We start from the raw sequence: 23428 nt of genomic DNA, 5'->3' as shown, positions 1-23428 counted from the left end.
ATTCGAGCCGCCAGCAATGACCTTTAAAGAAGCCATCCGCACCAACATCGTCGAATGCCTCAACTTTCAGGGCCGGTCCCCACGGTCGGCCTATTGGTGGTATGTGCTGTTCGTCACACTCGGCTCGATCGTGACGTTCATCCTCGACATCGTATTCTTTTGGCCGCCCATGGCCGAAATGGGCCCGTTCTTTATCGAAAGCTTCGGCTCGATCAGCGATTTCTACATCAGGGTCATGCCGATCACGACGTTTTGGTACTTGCTGAACTACCTGCCCATTCTGGCCGTAGGGGTGCGCCGGATGCACGATTGCGACCGTCCGGGGTGGTGGTTTATTGCGACAGTGATCTTTGTGACGATCTTCTCGTTGATTGTTTTCCAGGTTGTCGGGCCACAATCAGCCGAGATGATGTCGGTCCTGTTCGATCCCACGGCATCCGCCAGCGAGATCAACGCGATCCTGCTTCAGGCCGAGGATATGAACCGCACCTCCTCGATCCTGTCCGGCATTCAGACCCTGCCAAGCCTGCTGATTATCATCTGGATGGCCAGCAAAGGCACCGACGGCCCCAACCAATATGGAGAGGACCCCTTGCAATGACGTCTTCTTCATCCTTGCTACTTAAGAAGGCCTGCGCGGCCCACCCAAGCGCGACTCAGTCACACCGGAGCGACTACCCATGAACGACCAATCTCCCAACGATCAGCTCCATGCCTCCAGCTTCATGCAGGGGCACAATGCCGAATACTTGGAGCAACTCTACGCGCAATACGCCAAAGACCCCGCCGCGGTAGATGCCGCATGGGCGGATTTCTTTGCGCAACTGGGCGATATTGAGGATGCGCAAGCGCCCGCAGCTGGCCCGTCGTGGGCCCGCAGGGACTGGCCCCCCGTTCCCGGCGACGACCTGACTGCGGCGCTGACCGGTGAATATCCCGCCGCCGAAGAGGGCAAGGAAGCGGGCAAAAAGATCAAGGCAAAGGCCGAATCCAAAGGCATCGAGCTGACCGACGATCAGGTCCAGCGCGCCGTGTTGGACAGCATCCGGGCGCTGATGATTATCCGCGCCTACCGTATTCGCGGGCATCTGGTGGCGGACCTTGATCCTCTGGGTATGCGCGACCAGACCCCTCACCCCGAGCTTGACCCGGCGTCCTACGGTTTCACCGAAGCGGATATGGACCGTCCGATTTTCATCGACAACGTGCTGGGGCTGCAAATGGCCTCGATGCGGCAGATCATCGAGATCGTGCGCCGCACCTATTGTGGCACCTTTGCCCTGCAATACATGCATATTTCCAACCCCGAGGAATCGGCATGGCTGAAGGAGCGGATTGAGGGCTACGGCAAGGAAATCCAGTTCTCCAAGGAAGGCCGCAAGGCGATCCTGAACAAGATGGTCGAGGCGGAAGGCTTCGAAAAGTTCCTGCACGTCAAGTATATGGGCACCAAGCGTTTCGGGCTGGATGGCGGCGAAAGTCTGATCCCGGCGATGGAACAGATCATCAAACGCGGTGGTCAGTTGGGCATAGAAGAGATCATCGTCGGCATGCCTCACCGGGGCCGCCTGTCGGTACTGGCCAACGTGATGGCCAAACCCTACCGGGCGATTTTCAACGAATTCCAGGGCGGATCGTTCAAGCCGGAAGATGTCGATGGGTCGGGCGATGTGAAATACCACCTCGGCGCGTCCAGTGACCGGGAGTTTGACGGCAACTCTGTTCACCTGTCGCTGACCGCAAACCCGTCGCACCTGGAGGCGGTGAACCCGGTGGTTCTGGGTAAGGTCCGCGCCAAGCAGGACCAGAAGAAGGACAAGGATCGCACCAAGGTCATGGGGGTGCTTCTGCACGGTGATGCTGCCTTCGCGGGCCAAGGCGTTGTGGCCGAAGGCTTCGGCCTATCGGGTCTGCGCGGTCACCGCACCGGCGGCACGCTGCACATCGTGGTGAACAACCAGATCGGCTTCACCACCGCGCCGCATTTCTCGCGTTCGTCCCCTTATCCCACGGACATCGCGCTGATGGTGGAAGCACCGATTTTCCACGTGAACGGCGACGACCCCGAAGCGGTTGTTCATGCCGCCCGTGTGGCAACGGAGTTCCGCCAGAAGTTCCACAAAGACGTGGTGCTCGATATCTTCTGCTACCGCCGGTTCGGTCACAACGAGGGCGATGAGCCCATGTTCACCAACCCGATCATGTACAAGAAGATCAAGGCCCAGAAGACCACACTTCAGCTTTATACGGAGCGGTTGATCAAGGATGGCCTGATCCCCGAGGGTGAGATCGAGGACATGAAAGCCTCGTTCCAGTCCTACCTGAATGATGAGTTCGAGGCCGGGAAAGAGTACAAACCCAACAAGGCCGATTGGCTGGATGGGCGGTGGTCGCATCTGGACAAGGAAAAGGGCGAATATGACCGTGGCACGACCGCGATTTCGCCCGAGACCTTTGCGGAAGTGGGCCGTGCGCTTACCACTGCGCCCGAGGGCGTGAGCCTGCACAAGACCGTGGGCCGGCTGCTGGAGACCAAGGCCAAGATGTTTGAAACCGGCAAAGGCTTTGACTGGGCCACCGGCGAGGCGCTGGCCTTTGGCTCGTTGATGACCGAGGGCTACCCCGTGCGTCTGTCGGGCCAGGACAGCACCCGCGGCACGTTCAGCCAACGCCATTCGGGCCTGATCGACCAGAACACCGAGGAACGGTATTACCCCCTCAACAACATCCGCGAAGGGCAGGCGCATTATGAAGTCATCGACTCGATGCTGTCGGAATATGCCGTGCTTGGGTTTGAATACGGCTACACGCTGGCGGAACCCAACGCGCTGACCCTTTGGGAAGCCCAGTTCGGTGATTTCGCCAATGGCGCGCAGATCATGTTCGACCAGTTCATCTCGTCGGGCGAAAGCAAGTGGTTGCGGATGTCCGGCCTCGTGATGCTGTTGCCCCATGGCTATGAAGGGCAGGGGCCCGAACACTCCTCCGCCCGGTTGGAGAGGTTCTTGCAGATGTGTGGGCAGGACAACTGGATCGTTGCCAATTGCACGACGCCTGCGAACTACTTCCACATCCTGCGCCGTCAAATCCACCGCGATTTCCGCAAGCCGCTTGTGCTGATGACGCCAAAGTCTTTGCTGCGCCACAAGATGGCAATTTCCGAGGCCGAGGATTTCACCAGCGGCTCCAGCTTCCACCGGGTGCTGTGGGATGATGCCCAGAAAGGCAATTCCGATACCGAGTTGCAGCCTGACGACAAGATCAAGCAGGTCGTGATGTGTTCCGGCAAGGTTTACTACGACCTGCTGGAAGAACGCGACAATCGCGGGATCGACGACGTGTATCTGCTGCGTCAGGAACAATTCTATCCGTTCCCCGCTCTGGCCCTCACGAAAGAGCTGGAGCGCTTCAAGAAAGCCAAGATCGTCTGGTGTCAGGAAGAGCCCAAGAACCAAGGTGCGTGGTCCTTCATCGAGCCTAATCTTGAATGGGTGTTGACGCGGATCGGCGCCGACACCACCCGGCCACGCTATGCGGGGCGCAGTGCCTCGGCCTCGCCCGCGACGGGTCTGGCCTCCGCCCACAAATCCCAACAAGCAGCACTCGTCGACAGTGCGCTGACCATCGAAGGGTAATTGAGATGTCTGTAGAAGTTCGTGTGCCCACTCTGGGCGAATCCGTGACCGAGGCGACCGTGGCGACATGGTTCAAGAAGCCCGGCGATGCCGTCGCAGTGGACGAAATGCTGTGTGAGCTGGAAACCGACAAGGTCACGGTCGAGGTGCCTTCGCCCTCAGCCGGGACGCTTGGCGAGATTGTTGCAGCCGAAGGCGAAACCGTCGGCGTTGACGCGCTGCTGGCGACGTTGAGCGAAGGCGACAGCGGGTCGACAGCGGCCCCCAAGGCCAAGGAAGCGGCCGAGGATGGCTCTTCCAGCGGTGCGCGCACGGCGGCAGAGCCCGACGCCGATGGCGAAGCGGTGGACGTCATGGTGCCGACGCTCGGCGAAAGCGTCACCGAAGCCACGGTATCGACGTGGTTCAAGAAGGTCGGGGATACCGTCGCCCAGGACGAAATGCTGTGCGAGTTGGAAACCGATAAAGTCTCAGTGGAAGTGCCATCGCCCGCGGCGGGTGTGTTGAGCGAGATCCTGGCGGAAGAAGGCGCGACGGTCGAGGCCTCGGCCAAGCTGGCGGTGATCGGCGGCAGCGCCGGCGCGGTCGCACCGTCTGCCACAGGTGGGCCAGATGTGGCAGCCCCCAACGCCCCCGCTGCGAAGGATGCAGGGAAAGGGGTCAAGAACGCGCCTTCAGCAGAAAAGCTGATGGCGGACAAGGGCTTGTCGGCGGATCAGGTCACTGGCACGGGCCGTGATGGCCGGATCATGAAGGAAGACGTGCTGAACGCGGGCAACGCTCCTGCGTCGGCTCCGGCGCCAGCGGCGGCGGCACCACGCGCACCCGTGGCAGCAGGGGACGAGGAGCGGGAAGAGCGGGTTAAGATGACCCGCCTGCGCCAAACCATCGCGCGTCGCCTGAAGGATGCCCAGAACACGGCCGCCATCCTGACGACCTATAACGAGGTCGACATGACAGAAGTCATGGCGCTGCGGAGCGAGTACAAAGACCTGTTCCTGAAGAAGCACGGCGTGAAACTCGGCTTCATGTCCTTCTTCACCAAGGCCTGCGTCCACGCCCTGCGCGAGGTGCCCGAGGTTAACGCCGAAATCGACGGCACGGATATCGTCTACAAGAACTTCGTCCACATGGGCATCGCTGCGGGCACGCCGCAGGGCCTTGTGGTTCCGGTGATCCGCGACGTCGATCAGATGAGCTTTGCCGACATCGAGAAAGCCATCGGTGAAAAGGGCGCCCGCGCCCGCGATGGCAAGCTGTCCATGGCGGAAATGCAGGGCGGCACCTTCACGATCTCCAACGGCGGTGTCTACGGCTCGCTGATGTCTTCGCCCATCCTCAACCCGCCACAGTCGGGCATCTTGGGGATGCACAAGATCCAGGACCGCCCCATGGCGATCGGCGGAGAGGTCGTGATCCGTCCGATGATGTATCTGGCGCTGTCCTATGACCACCGGATCGTGGACGGCAAAGGCGCGGTGACGTTCCTTGTTCGCGTGAAAGAAGCGTTGGAAGACCCACGCCGCCTGTTGATGGATCTGTAAAAAGGTGCGTGGTCCGACTGCATTGGTTCTGGCACTCGCGGGGCTTGTCCCTGCGGGGGCTACCCATGCGGATTTCATCCCTGACTTCTTCCAGTCAACGGAAGAGCTTTTTTGTCAGGTGTGCGAAGCGCAGATGGTTGAGCGACTGCGGTCCCCGTCCTCCTATGAACGGCTGGAGTGTGAACACTTCGATCTTGAGCCGATGGATGAGGCGGCCTATGCCACGTGGCGCGGCGTCGACACTTTCGATGCACTTGATGAAATGGACCGCCGGATTTTCTCCTATGGCACCAGCTATATCGCGTCTATCTTTCTGACCTATGAGGCCGCGAACGGCTTTGGCGCTCAGATCAGAGGCGTTGCTCGATGCCAGGCCCGTGTGTGGGATGAAAGCGATGCCGGTGACGTTGGCCCCTACGCGATGCGGGTGAACGGTGAGACAAACATTGATTGGATGATGGGGCGCGTGTTGGATAGTTTGGAATAATCAAACCGCCTGCTTCTTCCCAAGAACTGAGCCAGAACATGACCCCCGAACTCACCGCTCTCGCCCTCGCCAGCTTGCTACAGGTTGTGCAATTCGCGCTCTACGCCATTCCGGCGAATAAGGAGCTCGGCACCGGCTACACCAGCTCTGCGCGTGACCGCGAACCATCGCGTGCCATGTCGGACCGCACGGGTCGTCTGGGGCGGGCCTTTGATAACCATTTCGAAGGGCTGATCCTGTTTACGATTGCCGTGGTGGTCGTGACCCTTGCAGATCAATCAAGCGCGGTGACGGCGGCCTGCGGCTGGATCTATCTGGCGGCCCGCGTGGCCTATGTGCCTGCCTATGCCTTCGGCTTGCGTCCTTGGCGAAGCCTGATCTGGTTCGTGGGCTTGATTGCGACCATCACAATGACCGTTGCGGCGCTGATCTGAATGCGCCGCTGCGACCCCTAAAGAACCCCTCTTGCTGCGGTTGTTTGCTGACCTCAGCGCCCCTATTGTATGCCCTGACCAACGACCCTTTGGAGGCCTTCCATGTCCAGCTATGACGTTATCGTAATCGGCTCCGGCCCCGGCGGCTATGTCTGCGCCATTCGCTGTGCGCAACTGGGCCTGAAAACGGCCGTGGTAGAGGGGCGCGATACCCTCGGCGGCACCTGCCTGAACATCGGTTGCATTCCCTCCAAGGCGCTGCTCCACGCGTCCCATATGCTGCACGAGGCGGAACATAACTTCGCCAAGATGGGCCTGAAGGGGAAATCCCCCTCCGTGGATTGGCCGCAGATGCAGGCCTACAAGGACGACGTGATTGGGCAGAACACCAAGGGTGTGGAGTTCCTTCTGAAGAAGAACAAGATTGACTGGCTGAAGGGCTGGGGCAGCATCCCCGAAGCTGGCAAAGTCAAGGTCGGTGATGAGGTGCATAGCGCCAAGAACATAATCGTGGCCTCTGGGTCCGAGCCGACAAGCTTGCCGGGGATCGAGATTGACCAGAAGGTCGTCGTGGACAGCGAAGGCGCGTTGAGCCTTCCGAAAGTTCCCAAGAAGATGGTCGTGATCGGCGCGGGCGTGATCGGGCTTGAACTGGGTTCGGTCTATAGCCGTTTGGGCACGCAGGTAGAGGTTATTGAATTCCTCGACCATATCACACCGGGCATGGATGCAGAGGTGTCCAAGGTCTTCCAGCGCACCCTGAAAAAGCAGGGTATCGGCTTCACTCTGGGGGCGGCGGTGCAATCTGTGGCCGCAACGAAGACCAAGGCAAAGGTCACCTACAAGCTGCGCAAGGATGACAGCGAAGTGACCGTGGACGCCGATGTCGTTCTGGTCGCCACCGGGCGTAAGGCCTACACCGATGGCTTGGGGCTGGAGGCGCTTGGCGTGAAGCTGTCGGAGCGTGGGCAGGTCGAGGTCGATGGCCAGTACCGCACCAACGTGTCGGGCATCATGGCAATCGGCGACGCGATCAAAGGCCCGATGCTGGCCCACAAGGCCGAGGATGAAGGCATTGCCGCCGCCGAAGTGGCTGCCGGCAAGCATGGGCACGTGAACTACGGCGTGATCCCCGGCGTGATCTACACCCACCCCGAGGTTTCCACCGTCGGCGCAACAGAAGAAGCCCTGAAAGAAGCGGGCCAAGCTTACAAGGTTGGTAAATTCAGCTTCATGGGCAACGGCCGCGCGAAGGCTAATTTTGCTGGGGAAGGCTTTGTGAAACTTCTGGTCGATGCCGAAACGGATCGCATTTTGGGTGCGCATATCATCGGCCCGATGGCCGGTGACCTGATCCACGAGGTCTGCGTCGCGATGGAATTTGGCGCTTCGGCCCAGGATCTGGCCATGACCTGCCATGCGCACCCGACCTACTCGGAAGCTGTGCGCGAAGCAGCGCTGGCCTGCGGCGATGGCGCAATCCACGCCTGACACAGCAAGAAGCTAAGGAAGGGGGCGTTTGCCATGAACGCCCCCTTCCACGGCCACATTTTCGGACGATTTGAAGGGAATTAGAGGGACAAGTTTTGCCCCAAGGATTCCCATGCCCGTCTATTATCTGTACGTCTACAGCCCCTCGGATTTTGTCACTGCCCCACCAATCGAAGACGGTGCGCAGGCGGCCGGGAGCCCTACATTCACGCTGCAACTCAAGCCCGGTGCCGTTCCCACGTTGATCGAGGTCAACGATGACGAAGCAGTGTTTGATGAGGTTGACGGCACCCAAAGCCTGAACCAAGCGGTTAATATCGACGGCAGCGCCTACGCCTCTGGCACCACGATCAACACCGCCTATGACCTGATTAACACCACCACCGGCCATAAGGTGACGAGCTTCCATTTCGGCGGCGACGGCTATCAGCAGGGCGCCGTGGATGGCATAGTTTCGACGGTGGAGATGGTGCCGGGCACGTCATACACCTTCAACACGGAACGGACCTCTCATCAGCAGGCCAATGCTTACGGCGATTATGTTGCGTGCTTCGTGGCCGGCACCCGGCTGAGCACTGCGCGGGGCTGGATCGCGGTCGAGGACTTGGCGGTGGGCGATATGGTGCGCACGTTGGACGCAGGCGATCAGCCGTTGCGGTGGGTCGGCAAGCGTCAGGTGCCCGGCATGGGCGTCTTTGCTCCGGTATGTATCCCCGCCGGTTGGAACGGCTTGCAGCGCGATCTTCTTGTGTCGCCACAGCACCGCATGTTGATTTCTGGTGCGGGGTGTGAACTGGCCTTGGGGGCCGATAGCGCCCTCGTATCGGCACGGCAGATGACGCAATTGGGCCTTGCCCATCAGGCCCCGCAACCGCGCGTCACTTATCACCACATCATGTTTGACACCCATCAGATCGTCATTGCTGAAGGCGCGCCAAGCGAAAGCCTTCTGGCCAATGATGAAACCCTTACCGGATTCGACCTGAGCGCCGCCGAAGAAATTCGCGAGTTGTTTCCCAAGCTTAGTGCAAGCCCCATGGCCGTCGCCCGTCCCGTGTTGCGCGGGCACGAGGCGTTCTTGGCCCTGCGTTAAGCCGCCAGAAGCCTTAGCCCTTGGGTCACATCGGCCCGCAGGGCAAGGCGCAGGCCCGGCTCATCCCCTGCGTTCAGGGCCGCAAGGATCAAGCGGTGGTGGGGCGGCGACTCCGTGCGCCCCAATCGCCCATATAGGGCCCGCATCGTTGGCCCCATCTGCAACCAAACCGTTTCCGCCAGCGCCAGCATCGCCGGGGCTTGGGCACGCAGGTATAGCGTCCGGTGAAACTCGAGGTTCAGCTTGATGTAGGCCACCGCATCGCGTTTCGCGATCACATGGGCGATTTGACCGTTGATCGCCTCCATCCTCTCGATCAGCGCGGGGTGGGCGCGGGGCAACGCGCGCGAGGCTAGTTCCGGCTCTAGCAGCGCGCGCAGCGATGCCAACTCCTCAATCCGTTCATTCGACAGCTCGGGCGTCGATACCCGCCCCGAGGTGGACAGAAACAACGCCCCCTCGCTGACCAACCGACGCACCGCTTCGCGGGCCGGGGTCATCGAGACGCCGAATTCACGCCCCACACCGCGCAGGGTCATGGCTTGGCCGGGACTGACCTCTCCGTACATGATCCGGGATCGTAACGCGCGATAGACCCGGTCATGGGCCACGGCGGCCCCGGTCTCGGTTGGGCGAGGGTTCATCAACATGGCACTACTCCTGCGCGTCAAAGCGCCAAGCCAGCAGATCCGCGCCATTGGCACGCATCCAGCGGCGGTGCTGGTCGGTGGTGGGGCAAAGCTGCTTGCACAGCGCCCAGAAGCGGGCCGAGTGGTTCATCTCGACCAAATGCGCAACTTCGTGGGCCGCAACGTAATCCAGCACCTCGGGTGGGGCCATAATCAACCGCAACGAAAACATCAGATCGCCTTTGGACGAACAACTGCCCCACCGCGACCGGGGGTCGCGCAGGGTGATCTTGCCATACCGCTTGCCAATCGCGCCCGCGTGGGTCGCCACGGCGGCGCTAAGCCGTTCGCGGGCCATCGCTGTCAGAAGCGCCTTGATGCGCGGCCCTTCGCGGGGGCCTTGGGGCACATGCAGCGCCCCGTCTTTGAATTGCGCCGCCCGCCCTGATCCGGCGACAACAGGCCGCGGCACGCCACAAATGGGAACATCCGCGCCAATTCTCGCGGCTTTGACGCCGGGATAGCGATCCAGATGTTCTCTTACCCATGGCTCCCGCGCCCGAAGAAAAGCCAAAGCCTCGGCTTCCGGCGCCCAAGTAGGCAGACTCAGCGACACACGTCCATCCGAGCGGCTGACCCGCAGGGAAAACCGCTTTGCACGGGCATTGCGACGCAACAAAACCTCAACCGGAGGGTCTCCGGGAAGAACATGGGTTGAAACCGACGATTGAGCAGCCAAATGTGTAGCTCCATACTGCGAGACGGCGCGCACGGCCGGAAAGGCTTTGACAGCCTGACCCCACTATGGCAGAGCGCGAGTTCCCGCGATAGCGATGATTGAAGCCCGTGAAATAAGGGGGGTATCATGCCCAAAGAGGAATGGGGCGTTAAGCGCGTCTGTCCCACAACCGGAAAACGGTTCTACGACTTGGGTGCAAGCCCGATTGTCAGCCCATATACGGGCGAAGTCGTTGTGCTTGAAACCGGCAAGGGCGGTGCCCAAAGCCTGGTGGCCGACAAGGCCGCGACAAAAGCCAAAGAGACCGATTCGGACGATGAGGATCTGGTGCTCGACGACGACATCGACATTGATGAAGACGATGACGCCGATCTGCCCGACGATGATGTGCTAGACGATGACGACGAGGACACAGTTGCCCTTGACGATATCGCAGACGTAGCCTCGGAAGAGAGCGAAGACTGACCTGGCAATGGACGGTTAGGCCGGGAAATGACGTTCAAGCGGATTTTTCGCTTGCACGGTCTGCGCCCCGGCCTTACACCGCCCGCCAATGGGGCCTTAGCTCAGCTGGGAGAGCGCCTGCATGGCATGCAGGAGGTCAGCGGTTCGATCCCGCTAGGCTCCACCATAAGCTCTTTGCTTTGCAAAGAGCGCAGGCCCGTCAGGGTATTTTCCGCAGGAAAATGTCCCGAGAGGGCAAAAGCTTCTTCAAACTTCGCTATATGTCGGAGCGCATGACCCTTGCGCCGCGTTGCGGTCGCTTGGGGTCAGCGGTTCGATCCCGCTAGGCTCCACCATAAGCTCTTTGCTTTGCAAAGAGCGCAGGCCCGTCAGGGCACTATTTTCCGATCTCCCGGTATTTCCCTAGTCAAGCCGACAGGACGATTCCGCGAAGCGCATGAGCCGCACGTGGAGCGCCCTCGTGCAAAGAAACGCCCGGCCTCCCAACAGGCGGAGCCCGGGCGTTCAATCGCATCATCGAATCTTACTGCGCCATACTCTCCGCCAGTCGCATCAGTTGCACCGCCTCGGTCCGGTAGCCGAATTCGTCCGCGCCCCGGTTGGCATTGGCCAGCGCGATGGCGTCGGCGTAGTCCCAATCGCCCAGGAAATCCGAGCCGCGTAGAAGCTGTCCGAAGCCCGCGATGGCGGCGGCGAATTGCGCGTCTTCCCCCGGTTCGGCCACGGCGCGGGCGATGGGGAAGTCGACCAACTGGCTGTCTTCCGCGCCCGGCTCTTTCCAGCGGAGCGAGATGAAGCCCAACTCGTCACTGAACGGCACGTCTTCCGCGCCGTCATCGGCGGCATAGCGCAGGGGGGCGACCAGTACGGCGGGGGAGCCCACGGGCGTGATCTCGTAGATCGCCGTCACCGAATGACCCGCCCCGATGTCGCCGGCGTCCACGGCGTCGTTGGCGAAATCCTCTCGAGCCAAGGCGCGGGTCTCATAACCGATCAGGCGATATTCGGCGATCACCTCGGGATTGAACTCGACCTGCACTTTCAGATCATCCGCGATGGGGTAGAGCGCGCCCGCCATCTGGTCCACCAACACCCGCTGCGCTTCGTGGAGGGTGTCGATATAGGCCGCCGTGCCGTTGCCGTTCTGCGCCAAGGCCTGCATCGTGTCGTCTTGCAGGTTACCGCGTCCGAACCCCAACACGCTGAGGTAGATGCCCGTCTCGCGCTGTTCGGCGATGTAATCCTCCAACGCAGTGGGGTCGTTGATGCCGACGTTGAAATCCCCATCCGTGGCCAGCAAGACGCGGCTGACGTCGCCGTCATCTGTCATCTCGGCGGCAAGGCGGTAGGCCTCTTCCAGCCCGCCCACGCCGTTGGTGCCACCGCCCGCTTGCAGGGCCGTCAGCGCGGCTGAGATCGTGGCCGTGTCAGAGGCTGCCGTCGGTTCCAGAGCCACGCCCGCACTGCCCGCGTAGGTCACGATGGCGACCTCGTCGTCCGGGTTGAGGCGGTCCAGCATGAGCCGGAAGGATTGGATCAGCAGGGGCAGCTTCGCCGGGTCGTTCATCGAGCCGCTGGTGTCGATCAGGAACACGAGGTTGAGCGGCGGGCGATCTTCCACGGCCGGCATCTCACCCTGAATGCCGATGTGCAAAAGCTGCGTGTCGGGGTTCCAGGGGGTCTGGAAGACCTGCACCGTGGGGCGGAACGGGCTGACGTCGTCCGCCGTGGGGGCGGGGTAGTCGTAGGGGAAGTAATTCACCATCTCCTCGATCCGCACGGCATCGGGCGCGGGCAATTGCCCTCGGTTCAGGGTCGAGCGCAGCAGCGCGTAAGAGGCCGTATCCACATCAATCGAGAAGGTCGAAACCGGATCTTCCGCAACCACCTGCAAGGGATTCGCATCGGCGTTGGCGAATTCTTCCGTTAACGGCGCGGGCGCGGGGGCGAGGTCCTGCACAAGCGGTGCCCTGCGCCCCTGTGGAAGCGCGGCGACCGCAGCGGAATTGCCGTAGCCTTGCTGAGAAATCCCCCCCAGGGGCACGATTGTTCCATCAACTCCGCCCAGTGCCGCATCCCCGGCGGCGGAAAAGACAGAAACCTCGGCCCGGGGGCGCGGGGCCGCGGGGGGGGCGAGTTCTGCCTCCGTATCGGTGTCGGCCATTTCGGCCACGACCATCGGCGCCGCAACAAGCGAGTCGTCTGCCACATCCACCTCGGCTTGGGCCGGAGCGGTAACAGGGGGCGCGGAGGTGATTGGTTCAGGCACCCCTGGCGGGCCTTGCAGCATCTCTTGGCCCTGTGGGCTCAGGAAGAGAAGGCCAACCCCAACAAGGGCGGTGGTGGCGGTCAATGCGCCAGTCGTTCTGGAAATCAACATATCAAAAGCTCCTCTGAAAAAGCCCCGGTCTTTCGGGGTCTCAGAGGTTTGACGCGCCGCATCCTGCGATCCTTGGGCGCGGTTGAAAATTTCTAATGAGCGGGCCATCGCCTCGGCCTTGCGGGCAGCATCGGGCGTCGGCGTGGCATCGGCCATCGCGCGCTTCAGGTCGTCCAGATCGTTGAAGTTATTGGAGGTCATTTGTCCTCCTCCTCTGCTTTCAGTGCCCGTAGCTTCTTCTTGGCTTCCGCTACGCGCCACGAAATCGTGCCCTCGGAGACGCCCAGAATATCGGCGGCCTCGGTATGGGTGACGTCGTCCAGCACCAGCGCTAGCGTGTCACGGAGCGTTGGCGACAGCTCCGCCATCGCGCGATACAGCCACGCCGTTGCCTCGGTGGCTTCCTGCGCCGATTGTACGCGGTCCATCTCCCAATCGGCCCACCCATCGGTGGCCCGCGTGTAACTGGCTTGCCGCCTGCGCCGATCCGTGGCGGCGTTCACCGCGACGCGGTAAAGCCACGTCGTCACCTTCGCCTGCGCCCGATACCCCGAGAGCTTTCCGGGCAGGGCCAGGCAGATGTCCTGGGTCAAGTCTTCCGCCTCGGCCCGGCTTCCGGTGAGCCGGAAACACAGACCAAACAGGCGGTCATAGACGCGGCTCAGCAACAGCTGATACGCGGCCCCGTCGCCACCGGCCGCCGCAAGGGCCAGATTTTCATCACTCACATTCATGCGCATCTCATACCCTATGACGGGTCCCATTCGGCAATCCTTGGGTGTGGGAGCGAATTTTTTGTATTTGACGTGTGGAAGGGCGAATTCGAGACCAGCGTTCTCAAAATGGGCTTGAACTTGATCGTGAAGTGGGTGCAGAAAAAGTCTCTACCCGGTTATGGCTTTTCGCCGCAGACGCTGCACTGGCTTTCGTGGGGCAAGCCGGGTTACACGCAATCACAGCGACAAAAAGGTCCGACCGATATGCAAATCTACCTTCCGATTGCCGAGGTGAGCGTGAACGCGTTCCTTCTGCTGGGGTTGGGCGGACTTGTGGGCATCCTTTCGGGGATGTTCGGTGTCGGCGGCGGCTTCCTTATGACGCCGCTTTTGTTCTTCATCGGTATTCCGCCCGCCGTCGCCGTGGCGACCGAAGCCAACCAGATTGTCGCGTCATCCTTTTCCGGCGTGTTGGCGCATTTCAAGCGAAAGACCGTTGATCTGAAGATGGGCGGGGTGCTGCTGGTCGGCGGTCTGATTGGGGCTGCGATCGGCGTGCAAATCTTTGCAATGCTCACCGCGATCGGCCAAGTCGATTTGCTGGTGAAGCTTTGCTACGTTGTTTTCCTTGGCATTATCGGCGGGTTGATGTTCTTCGAGAGCCTCAACGCGATCCGCAAAGCCCGTAGCGCCGGGGGCGTTGTGCCACCCAAGCGCCGTCATCGCGGCTGGATTCACGCATTGCCGTTCAAGATGCGGTTTCGGACCTCGGGGCTTTATGTCTCGGTGATCCCGCCCGTGGTCGTGGGGCTGTTTGTGGGCGTTCTGTCTGCGATCATGGGGGTCGGCGGCGGCTTCATCATGGTGCCTGCGATGATTTATCTGCTGGGGATGCCGACCAAGGTTGTTGTTGGGACGTCGTTGTTTCAGATCATTTTCGTCACTGCGTTCGCCACGTTGATGCACGCGACGACGAACTACACGGTGGATATGGTCTTGGCTGTCCTTTTGCTGGTGGGCGGCGTTGTGGGGGCGCAAATTGGCGCGCGTATCGGGACCAAGCTGAAGGCCGAGCAATTGCGGATTTTGCTGGCGATCATGGTATTGGCCGTGTGCGGTAAGCTTGGTTTTGACCTGCTGGTCATGCCGGCAGAGCTGTACTCGATTGGCGCGGGGGCAAGCCATTGAGAGTGATCGCGCTTCTCCTCGCTACGCTCCTCGCAGGTGTCTCTGCTGCTGACGCAGAAGAGGTGGTGGCAGGACTGTCGCAAGATGCCATCAACATTACGGCGAACTTTGAAGGCTCGGAGATCATGATCTTCGGCGCCGTCAGCCGGACAGCGCCTGCGCCTCAGGGTGACCTGGAGGTGATCATCACCGTGGAAGGTCCGTCGATGCCCGTGGCCGTACGCCGGAAGGATCGCCGCTTCGGGATTTGGGTCAACACCGACGCCGTCGAAGTGGATTCCGCCCCGTCGTTTTATGCGGTGGCGACCACGGCAGGTTTTGCGGCCACGATCACCGATACAGAGGATTTGCGCCACAGGGTGTCGATCCCCAGAGCCATCCGCGCCGTGGGACTTGGGGTGGCGGATGCCGAAAACTTCACGGAGGCCTTGATCCGCATCAGGGAATCCGAGGAATTGTACCAGTTGAACGAAGGCAGCGTGACGCTGCGTAACGAAACTTTGTTCGACACGGTGATCCAATTGCCTGCGAACCTGGTTGAAGGTGACTACCGCACGCGCATAATCTTGACCCGTGGGGGCGAAGTCCTCGACGTATATGAGCAAGACATTGCGGTGCGGAAAGTCGGTTTGGAACGGTTCATCTATAATCTCGCCCACGAGCGGCCTTTGGTCTACGGCATCTTGTCGTTGACGATCGCCATTCTGGCAGGATGGATGGCCTCTGCCGTATTCCGCTACATTCGCGCGTGAGCTTGGTGGCGCTCTGGAGGCGCCCATGAGTTCTGCCTCCCAGAGGGTCGTACGCGGATTCTGGAAGGCTATGGCCAGCAACGATTTCCATGCGGCGAGCCTTTGTTTGACAGAAGATTTCCGGCTTCAGTGGCCGCAATCCGATGAAGTGATCGAGGGGCGGGAGAACTTTGCCGCAGTGAATGCGGCTTATCCGGCCAAGGGGCCGTGGACCTTTGAGTTGCGCCGCATTGTGGGGCAGGGGGATCAGATTGTAACCGAGGTTTGTGTGAGCGATGGGGACGTGCGGGCCACGGCGCTGACGTTCCACACGGTGCGAGGGGATTTGATTGCTTTGCAAAGAGAGTTTTGGCCCGACCCGTTTGAGGCGCCGACCTGGAGATCGGAATGGGTGCGGAAACCGGGCTGAGTCCTTTTGTAATTTGGGGGGCGCTGCCCCCAAGACGGCCCCGGAGGGCCCGCCTTCCCCCCGCGATATTTTTGAAAAGATGAAGCTGGAGCTAACCGCGCCCCACGTAGGGCATGTTGGTGGCGAGGATGGTTTGGAACAGCACATTGGCGGAGGCAGGCATGTTCGCCATATGCAGGACGGATTGGGCGGCCTCGGTCACATTCATCATATCCATCAGAGGTTTACCGTCTGAGATACGGCGCTCATTCAGGGCATCGACAAGGTCGGTGCGGGCGTTGCCGATGTCGATCTGGCCCGCTGCAATGCCGAAGGGGCGGCCATCGAGGCTGAGGGTTTTGGTCAGACCGGTGACGCCGTGTTTAGTGGTCGTGTAGCAGATCGAGCCTTCGCGGGGGGAGTGGGCGGAGAGGGAGCCGTTGTTGATGATTCGGCCGCCCTGGGGGTCTTGGGCGCGCATTTGGGCGAAGGCGGCGCGCGCGGTGTTGAACATGCCCGTGAGGTTGACAGAAACGCTTTGATGCCAGTCATTTACGTCGATTTCGTCAATGGTGCCCTGGGGCGAGAAAATGCCGGCGTTGTTGAAAACGGCGTCCAGGCGGCCCCAGGTCGTGGCGACCTTTGCCACGGCGTTTTCCATGTCGTCCAAGCGCGTCACGTCGCCCGGCAGGGCGAGGGCGTTCTCGTGCCCACGGGTCACGTCTGCGAGGAGCGCGCGGCGGCGCGCGAGGAGGGCGACGCGCCAGCCGTCGGCCAAAAAGGCCTCGGCTGTGGCGCGGCCGATGCCGGAGCTGGCGCCGGTGATGAGAATGGTCTTCATGGGGTTTCTCCTACAGCAAGATCGGCCTGTGACATCTGTACACCGGGGCGTACACATCCCGTACACTGAATTGCGCCTTCGTCAGCCGGGCGTCATGCCCTCTGGATCGTCTTCTGCCTCCAGCGCCAGAGGGGCGGCCTTCACGATCAAATCGTCCGTTCCCAGATCAGCCACCGGGCGCGACAGCATGTAGCGTGTCACCCAGATCAGCCGCTCTTCCGCGCGGGTGATCGCGACATAGGCCAGCCGTTTCCAGAGCGCCTGTCCGGCCTCCATCCGGCCCGCCCGAGAGGCGGCGTAGAGATCGGGCGCGAAGACCTGCACTTCGGGCCATTGCGAGCCCTGCGCCTTGTGCATTGTCACCGCTGCGCCATGGAGGAACGCGGCCCCCATGCGGGCGGCGTAGGGGAGGAAGGGTTCTTCTTCCCCCGGTTTCTCGATCTTCACAATCGAGGCGGCAGAGAAGCGAGGGGTTTCCGCGCCCATGACATGCAATCGGGAAAAGCCCGGTTTATTGCCCGGCCCCAGATAGACCACGGGCGCGCCTTTGATCAGGCCGCGGGCTTCCAGGTCGATGCGTTTCTTGCGGTGTTTGAGGGGCAACTCGATGCCGTCGCAGATCAGCGGTTCGCCGGGCAGGATCTCATCATCGCCGGCGCCGAACGCGGATCGGAACGCGGCAATCAGCCGGATGCGCGTGGCGTTGCGCCAGACCAGCACCGGGGACCGCGCCATCATGTCGGAATTGGCCCGAGGGCTGACAATCACCCGGTCGTCACGGGCGGCGGCCTCTTCTATCATCTGCTCGAAGTCGCGGAATTCCAGTTGCGGATCGCCCAGGGCGTGGGCCAGATCGAGGATCGGGTTATCGGCGTCCTGGCGATGGACCCGGCCCAGATGCAGCAGGTTGTCGCCTTTGAAACGGTCGAAGATCATCGCGCCCGATTGGCCCACGGGGGCAAGTTGGGCCGGGTCGCCGAACAGGACGAGGGTTGGGAAGATCTCTTTCAAATCCTGGAACTGCTTGTCATCGAGCATGGAGGATTCGTCGATCAGACCGATATCCAGCCCATCTTCGCGCCGCTTCCATCCGGTGATGAAGTCGGAGCCGCGCAGGCCCGCGGAGGCAAGGGCCGCGGGGACGGATTTGGTGGCCTCGTAGACCTCTTTCGCGCGGTCCATGGCGGCATCGGTCAGGGCCTCGATCTCGGGCCGCTCGCCTTGACCCGCCAGCCATTCGGCGACCTTCTCGAATTCCGGGTCATACATGGGCGTATAGAGGATGCGATGGATTGTTGTGGCCGGAACGCCCCGGTTCCGCAGCACCGAGGCCGCCTTGTTGGTCGGCGCAAGAACGGCCACGGTGCGCCGTTCCTTTCGGCGTTTGCCTTCCCAATCGCCCGAGACGATCTCCACCCCGGTGCGCTCCAACGCCTTGACCATCTCGGCCAGCAGCAGCGTTTTGCCTGATCCCGCCTTGCCAGTCACGGCGAGCACCTGTGAGTGGGTGTCTTTGGCAGGCACAAGGGTGTCGTTGTCGATATCCACGCCCATATCCCGCAAAACCTCGGTTATGCGGTCGTAAGCTTGGGCTTGATCGTCGGAGAAGGTGGGGGCGAGCGTGGTCATGGGCGGACCCTACCTGCGCCCCGGGGCGAGGGGTAGAGCCGAGGCACGCTTGAGCCGCGTTTTCTAAAGCAGAAGATCGCCAAGCCGGACGCGGTTAAGATCGTCGCGAATGTGGGAAAGGTCGTCGGCGGCTTTCACGAGGGTGAAGGCCAGAGAGCGGGCGAGTTCTGCATCGACACGACCCGTTGAGGTGCCCGCGAAGGTCTCCAATATCACCTGATCCGCCGCCAGAAGCGCCCGGATCACGGCAATTGCCGGGGCATCGGCCAAGGAGTTGCGTAGGGTTGTGGCAAGGCTGAGGGCGTCGGTCTCGGGGGCCATGACGGCTGCGAGAACGGTTTCCAGAAGGGCTTCGGTGTCTTTGCGCATGTGATTTTAGGGTCCGTGGCGATCCGTTCGGATCGATGGATTGACTGGGTTCTCCCGCGCGGTGGTCTGTTTCATCGACGTCAATGTTGAAAGTTGAACACGACGTAGCCGCGCCGGGGGGAACGGACAAGGTCGCGTTTGGAAACAGATAATTTTAGGTAATTGGTTAAGGTGCTTAGTGCATGGTTAACGGCCCATGGGACCATCATCCGTGCCTAACACAAAGGCACAGTCACCGGGTTTGATAAGGCCTGGAACGTGGCGCGCAGAGACAAGCCCCGAGCGTTGAGCATAGAGGGTGTGCGGCGGGCTTTGCAGATCCTGGGTCGCGTAGATATGGGCGAGGGCTTGGTCTCGGGCGACCCTATCGCCAAGGGTTGCAAGGGGGTGGAACAGCCCGCCGCGGGTGGAGAAATGAAAGCCCAAAGGGTCGGACAGGTCGAGGCCACGGGTCGGCGCGGGCGCGGGAGCGGCAGAAAGAATGCCATGATGGGCCAGCGTGCGCAGCAACCCATCGAGCGCCACCGCGGCAGAGGCGGGCGTAGAGGTGCCCGCGCCGCCGATTTCGGTGGTGACAAAGGTTTTACCGGCCCGCTCGGCCGCGCCATCGAACATGCCCGCGTCGTCGATTTCCCGAAGGCGTGCCGTATAGGGCGCACCAAAGGCCCGCGCGGCAGCGGCACAGCGGGCGTCTTGATCCGCATCGTCGAGGATATGGCTGATGGCCATGGGCAGAAAGTCGAGGGTCTTGCCGCCAGAGTGGAAGTCGATAACCAGATCCGCCGGGGGAATGAGGTGGTCATTCACGAACGCCGCAAGGCGCTGGGTGAGCGTTCCGGTGGGATTGCCGGGGAAGGCTCGGTTGAGGTTCACGCCGTCGATGGGGGAGGTGCGGGTCGCGGCCTCAAACGCGGGCATGTTGAGTTGGGGGATCAGGATCAGGCGGCCTGTGGTTGTCTCGGGCGTGGCGGTGTTGATGAGTTGGCGGATGGCGATCGGCCCCTCGTATTCATCCCCATGGTTGGCACCGGTCACCAGAGCCGTGGGGCCGTTGCCGCCGTTGACCACGCAGACGGGCACCATGACATGGCCCCAGGCACTGTCGTCGGCGGAATGGGGCAGGCGGATGTGGCCGTAGTGTTTGCCGGGCGTATCGAGGGGAACGGTGAGGGTCATGGTAAAGCCCTTCGGGCATTGGCGGCGTCGTCTCGTCCGGCCCGACGGGCCGTCCTCGCAGCGGTGAACGGATGGGTTATTTAACGAAGACTTCCCGTGGGAGGGAAGAGAGACATTCGACGCCGGTATCGGTAATCAGGATCGGTTCGGTGATTTCGATCCCGCCGTCGTCCAGCCAGAGGGCCGGCATGAAATGGAAGGTCATGCCCGGTTCCAGCACCGTCGTATCGCCAGACCGGAAGGACATCGTCCGCTCGCCCCAATCGGGCGGATAGCTGAGACCGATGGCGTAGCCGCAGCGGCTGTCCTTCTCGTATCCCAACCGGTTCAGCGTGGTGTTGAACGCGCGGGCGATGTCTTCGCAGGTGTTGCCCGGTTTGGCCGCCGAAAGCGCTTGTGCGCTGGCCTCGAGCACTGCCTCTTCGGCGCGTTTGTAGCTGTCGGGCATATTGCCCAGAAACAGGGTGCGCGACTGGGGGCAATGGTAGCGGCGGTAGACGCCTGCGATCTCGAAGAACGTGGCCTCTCCCTGCGCCATGGGTTTGTCATCCCACGTCAGATGCGGTGCAGTGGCGTCCATGCCCGAGGGCGTCAGGGGCACAATCGCGGGGTAATCGCCCCAAGCCTCATCCGTGCCCAACACCGAGGTGCGCAGGATCTCGGCCACCAGATGGTGCTTGGGCAGGCCCGGTTCGGCCACCTCCAGGATACGGCGGTGCATGGCCTCGACAATGCCGGCCGCTTTGCGCATCCGGTCAATCTCGGCGGGGGATTTCACGGCGCGTTGCCAGTTCACGAGGCCCGTGGCATCGACCAAGGCGGCGTCGGGCAGATGCGCCAGAAGCGTATGATGGGCAGCGGCGGAGTAGTAGTAATTGTCCAGCTCCACCCCAATCCGTGCCTTCCCTGCACCGCGTTCCAGCAGCAAGGCGGCCAATGTCCCATGGGGGTGCTTTTCGGGGTTCTGGACGTAGGTGTCATCGTAGCCCACCACATGATCGTCGGGCATATAGACAGTGCGCAGCGCCCCCAGTGCATCCATCGCGCGGCCCCACCAGACCGGCAGACCCGTGGGCCCCACAACCACGGCTTGATGGACGTAGAACGACCAGCCGTCATAGCCCGATATCCACGCCATGTTGGACGGGTCGGTGATGATCAGCCAGTCCAGCCCTTGTCCGTCCATCGCCGCGCGTAGCTTGGCCAGACGGGCATGGTAGTCTTCATCGGCGAAATTGAGATTGTTGCTGGCCATGGCCGTGTTCCCCATATTGCGGGCTCTGCTGCAAGAGCCTCGGTTTTTGGGGGAGTGTGGGCGGGGCGCAGTGGCGCGTCCCGCCCATTTGCGACACTTTAGGGGGCTCTACAAACTGCTGCTGCTGCTCTCGAAACGGGCGCGCACTTCGGCGGCAGATTGGTTGCCCGCGGGAATTTCCAGTCCGCGATCAATCATGATCTGCTCTTGCACTGCGGCGTAGTCGGCATAGGTACGCGTTGCCTGAGAGGAAGCAGATTGCGTCGTGGCATATTCATAATTGGCGGCATACTGGGTCTGAAGGTCGGCGTCGCTCAGAATGTTGGGGTCAGACCAGCCGGCATAGGTGCTTTCCGCCCAATTGCGGCCTTCAGCGTCGGTGCCCCAAGATGCGCCGTGTTGGTTGGCGAGGTTATCGTAGCTCCCCCAATCCATTCCAACTGATGCCGAAGTGAATTCTGTGATGATCTCCTGACTGGCCAATTGACCGCTAATATCACCGGATAAGTCCGAGATACCGCCAGACACGACACCAGTAGTAGCAAGGCCAAGTCCAGCGAGGGCGGCTGTGAGGACAACCCAGTCAACAGTGACAGCGCCGCTGTCGGATTTGATAAATGCATTGAAATTCATAACGTCTGTCCCGTTTGGTGTTTTAGGTTGGCAATTGGTTTGACGACGAAATGTGGCGAGGATCGGCGCATTTGTGTGAAATTTTGTGAGATTTGACATCAAACAATGTGACTTGCAAAAGTCGGCAAGGTGCGTGTGAACTGCGCGAAGACAAACGGCCCCCTGCGAAGGTGGGCCGTCAATCACTTTCAGCTAAAGGAGTGGCGCTATGCTGACGAACGACCAACTAAGCCGGTGGGATCAGGACCACTTCTTTCACCCCTCCACCGCGCTGGGGGCCCATGCGCGGGGTGAAGCACAGGGGATGATCGTCAAGACCGCCGAGGGCTGTCACATCATCGACCGCGACGGCAACCGGATGCTGGACGCATTCGCCGGGCTCTACTGTGTGAATATCGGTTATGGCCGCCAAGAGGTGGCCGAAGCCATCGCCGCCCAAGCGCGAGAGCTGGCCTATTATCATTCCTACGTGGGCAATGGCACCGAGGCCTCGGTCACGCTGGCCAAGATGGTGGCGGATCGCGCGCCGGAGGGGTTGAACCGCGTGTTCTTCGGGCAAGGCGGCTCGGACGCGAACGAGACCAACATCAAGTTGGTCTGGTACTACAACAACATCCTTGGACGGCCCCAGAAGAAGAAGATCATCTCTCGCTGGCGGGGCTATCATGGGTCCGGCTTGATGAGCGGCTCCCTCACGGGCTTGAGCCTGTTCCACAAGAAGTTTGACCTGCCGCTGGACACGGTGCGACACACGACTGCGCCCTATTATTACCAACGAGAAGACGCCAATCAGTCCGAGGCCGATTTCGTCGCCATGTGCGTGGCGGACCTGGAGCAGATGATTGCCGACGAGGGCGCGGACACCATCGCGGCCTTCATCGCAGAGCCGGTGATCGGGACGGGCGGCATTGTCCCCCCGCCTGAGGGCTATTGGGCCGCGATCCAGAAGGTACTGAAGCAGCACGATATCCTGTTGATCGCCGATGAGGTTATCACCGGCTTCGGGCGGTTGGGGACCATGTTCGGGTCAACGCACTACGATATGGACCCCGATATCATCACCATCGCCAAGGGCCTTACCAGCGCCTATGCGCCGTTGTCGGGTTCCATCGTCCATGACCGCGTGTTCGAGGTTCTGGCCAAGGGCACCGACGAGAACGGGCCATTGGGCCACGGTTGGACATACTCCGCCCACCCCATTGGCGCGGCAGCGGGGGTGGCGAACCTGAAACTGCTCGATAGCCTGGGGCTGGTGCAGAACGCGGGCGAAGTCGGCCCCTACCTGACGCAACAGATGCGCAACGCGTTCGAGGGCCACGACCATGTGGGCGACATTCGTGGCGTCGGCATGATGACCGCGCTGGAGCTGGTCGCGGACCGTGACAGCCGCGCGGGGTTTGACCCGGCGGCCAAGGTGGTGCCCCAGATCTCGGCGGCGATGGCCAAGCGTGGGGTGATCGCGCGGGCGATGCCGCAGGCCGATATCGTCGGCTATTCCCCGCCCTTCTGCCTGACCCGAGAGGAAGCCGACACCATCGTCGGCGTCACCGTCGAGGCTGTGGCCGAGGTTCTGGGCTAGATCGG

General features: G+C 61.5%; 22 protein-coding genes and 1 tRNA gene. 13 read left to right on the top strand and 10 right to left on the bottom strand.

Annotated features, from left to right (window positions below):
- Positions 1-16: 16 nt before the first annotated feature.
- From AADW23_RS01235 to AADW23_RS01205, 7 genes are all read left to right on the top strand, one after another.
- Entirely contained in the window at positions 17-601 is a 585-nt protein-coding gene (locus tag AADW23_RS01235; protein ID WP_341862712.1) for a DUF805 domain-containing protein, read from the top strand.
- A 79-nt stretch (positions 602-680) separates the two neighbouring features.
- Entirely contained in the window at positions 681-3635 is a 2955-nt protein-coding gene (locus tag AADW23_RS01230) for a 2-oxoglutarate dehydrogenase E1 component (protein WP_341862711.1), read from the top strand.
- A gap of 5 nt (positions 3636-3640) precedes the next feature.
- Complete coding sequence (odhB, locus tag AADW23_RS01225; RefSeq protein ID WP_341862710.1) at positions 3641-5179, top strand: 2-oxoglutarate dehydrogenase complex dihydrolipoyllysine-residue succinyltransferase; 1539 nt, start codon at positions 3641-3643, stop codon at positions 5177-5179.
- Positions 5180-5183: 4 nt separating this feature from the next.
- Positions 5184-5666: a hypothetical protein gene (locus AADW23_RS01220; RefSeq protein WP_341862709.1), complete on the top strand. Its 483-nt coding sequence runs from the start codon at positions 5184-5186 to the stop codon at positions 5664-5666.
- A 38-nt stretch (positions 5667-5704) separates the two neighbouring features.
- Positions 5705-6100: an MAPEG family protein gene (locus tag AADW23_RS01215; RefSeq protein ID WP_341862708.1), complete on the top strand. Its 396-nt coding sequence runs from the start codon at positions 5705-5707 to the stop codon at positions 6098-6100.
- A gap of 102 nt (positions 6101-6202) precedes the next feature.
- Positions 6203-7591 (top strand): dihydrolipoyl dehydrogenase, encoded by a 1389-nt coding sequence (lpdA, locus tag AADW23_RS01210; RefSeq protein WP_341862707.1) that lies wholly within the window; start codon positions 6203-6205, stop codon positions 7589-7591.
- 112 nt (positions 7592-7703) lie between these two features.
- A complete protein-coding gene (locus tag AADW23_RS01205) occupies positions 7704-8684 on the top strand; it encodes a Hint domain-containing protein (RefSeq protein ID WP_341862706.1) in 981 nt (326 codons plus the stop codon).
- On the opposite strand, the gene AADW23_RS01200 is transcribed toward AADW23_RS01205, so the two are convergent.
- Together AADW23_RS01200 and AADW23_RS01195 are read right to left on the bottom strand one after the other, a co-directional pair.
- The gene (locus AADW23_RS01200; RefSeq protein ID WP_341862705.1) at positions 8681-9334 is read right to left on the bottom strand and encodes a GntR family transcriptional regulator; all 654 of its coding nucleotides are present in this window, start codon (positions 9332-9334) and stop codon (positions 8681-8683) included. The genes AADW23_RS01205 and AADW23_RS01200 overlap by 4 nt on opposite strands.
- A 4-nt stretch (positions 9335-9338) precedes the next feature.
- Complete coding sequence (locus tag AADW23_RS01195; RefSeq protein ID WP_341862704.1) at positions 9339-10052, bottom strand: SprT family zinc-dependent metalloprotease; 714 nt, start codon at positions 10050-10052, stop codon at positions 9339-9341.
- Positions 10053-10178: 126 nt separating this feature from the next.
- Between AADW23_RS01195 and AADW23_RS01190 the strand changes: the two genes are divergently transcribed.
- Together AADW23_RS01190 and AADW23_RS01185 are read left to right on the top strand one after the other, a co-directional pair.
- Complete coding sequence (locus AADW23_RS01190; protein WP_341862703.1) at positions 10179-10517, top strand: TIGR02300 family protein; 339 nt, start codon at positions 10179-10181, stop codon at positions 10515-10517.
- Positions 10518-10607: 90 nt separating this feature from the next.
- Positions 10608-10683, top strand: a tRNA-Ala gene (locus tag AADW23_RS01185).
- Positions 10684-11040: 357 nt separating this feature from the next.
- Here the strand turns inward: AADW23_RS01185 and AADW23_RS01180 are convergent.
- Positions 11041-13098: a von Willebrand factor type A domain-containing protein gene (locus AADW23_RS01180; protein WP_341862702.1), complete on the bottom strand. Its 2058-nt coding sequence runs from the start codon at positions 13096-13098 to the stop codon at positions 11041-11043.
- Positions 13095-13661: an RNA polymerase sigma factor gene (locus AADW23_RS01175; RefSeq protein WP_341862701.1), complete on the bottom strand. Its 567-nt coding sequence runs from the start codon at positions 13659-13661 to the stop codon at positions 13095-13097. The genes AADW23_RS01180 and AADW23_RS01175 overlap by 4 nt, the downstream gene beginning before the upstream one ends.
- A gap of 216 nt (positions 13662-13877) precedes the next feature.
- On the opposite strand from AADW23_RS01175, the gene AADW23_RS01170 reads away from it, so the two are divergent.
- Genes AADW23_RS01170 through AADW23_RS01160 form a run of 3 tightly spaced genes read left to right on the top strand, consistent with a single transcriptional unit; the run spans position 13878 to position 15962 of the window.
- A complete protein-coding gene (locus AADW23_RS01170; protein ID WP_341862700.1) occupies positions 13878-14801 on the top strand; it encodes a sulfite exporter TauE/SafE family protein in 924 nt (307 codons plus the stop codon).
- Positions 14798-15553, top strand: coding sequence for a TIGR02186 family protein (locus tag AADW23_RS01165; protein ID WP_341862699.1), 756 nt, complete (start codon positions 14798-14800; stop codon positions 15551-15553). Before AADW23_RS01170 ends, AADW23_RS01165 begins: the two co-directional genes overlap by 4 nt.
- A gap of 25 nt (positions 15554-15578) precedes the next feature.
- A complete protein-coding gene (locus AADW23_RS01160) occupies positions 15579-15962 on the top strand; it encodes a nuclear transport factor 2 family protein (RefSeq protein WP_341862698.1) in 384 nt (127 codons plus the stop codon).
- Positions 15963-16053: 91 nt separating this feature from the next.
- On the opposite strand, the gene AADW23_RS01155 is transcribed toward AADW23_RS01160, so the two are convergent.
- From AADW23_RS01155 to AADW23_RS01130, 6 genes are all read right to left on the bottom strand, one after another.
- Entirely contained in the window at positions 16054-16782 is a 729-nt protein-coding gene (locus AADW23_RS01155) for an SDR family oxidoreductase (RefSeq protein ID WP_341862697.1), read from the bottom strand.
- A gap of 81 nt (positions 16783-16863) precedes the next feature.
- Positions 16864-18411, bottom strand: coding sequence for an AAA family ATPase (locus AADW23_RS01150; protein ID WP_341862696.1), 1548 nt, complete (start codon positions 18409-18411; stop codon positions 16864-16866).
- A gap of 63 nt (positions 18412-18474) precedes the next feature.
- Positions 18475-18780, bottom strand: a complete 306-nt coding sequence (locus AADW23_RS01145; RefSeq protein ID WP_341862695.1) for a hypothetical protein — start codon at positions 18778-18780, stop codon at positions 18475-18477.
- Positions 18781-18966: 186 nt separating this feature from the next.
- Complete coding sequence (locus AADW23_RS01140; RefSeq protein ID WP_341862694.1) at positions 18967-19956, bottom strand: succinylglutamate desuccinylase/aspartoacylase family protein; 990 nt, start codon at positions 19954-19956, stop codon at positions 18967-18969.
- A gap of 76 nt (positions 19957-20032) precedes the next feature.
- Positions 20033-21211: a M24 family metallopeptidase gene (locus AADW23_RS01135; RefSeq protein WP_341862693.1), complete on the bottom strand. Its 1179-nt coding sequence runs from the start codon at positions 21209-21211 to the stop codon at positions 20033-20035.
- Positions 21212-21319: 108 nt separating this feature from the next.
- Complete coding sequence (locus AADW23_RS01130) at positions 21320-21943, bottom strand: hypothetical protein (RefSeq protein WP_341862692.1); 624 nt, start codon at positions 21941-21943, stop codon at positions 21320-21322.
- A gap of 109 nt (positions 21944-22052) precedes the next feature.
- On the opposite strand from AADW23_RS01130, the gene AADW23_RS01125 reads away from it, so the two are divergent.
- Entirely contained in the window at positions 22053-23423 is a 1371-nt protein-coding gene (locus AADW23_RS01125; RefSeq protein WP_341862691.1) for an aspartate aminotransferase family protein, read from the top strand.
- Positions 23424-23428: the final 5 nt, after the last annotated feature.

The sequence above is a fragment of the Gymnodinialimonas sp. 57CJ19 genome (assembly GCF_038396845.1).
Classification (GTDB): domain Bacteria; phylum Pseudomonadota; class Alphaproteobacteria; order Rhodobacterales; family Rhodobacteraceae; genus Gymnodinialimonas.
This window is presented reverse-complemented; position numbering and strand designations above follow the sequence as displayed.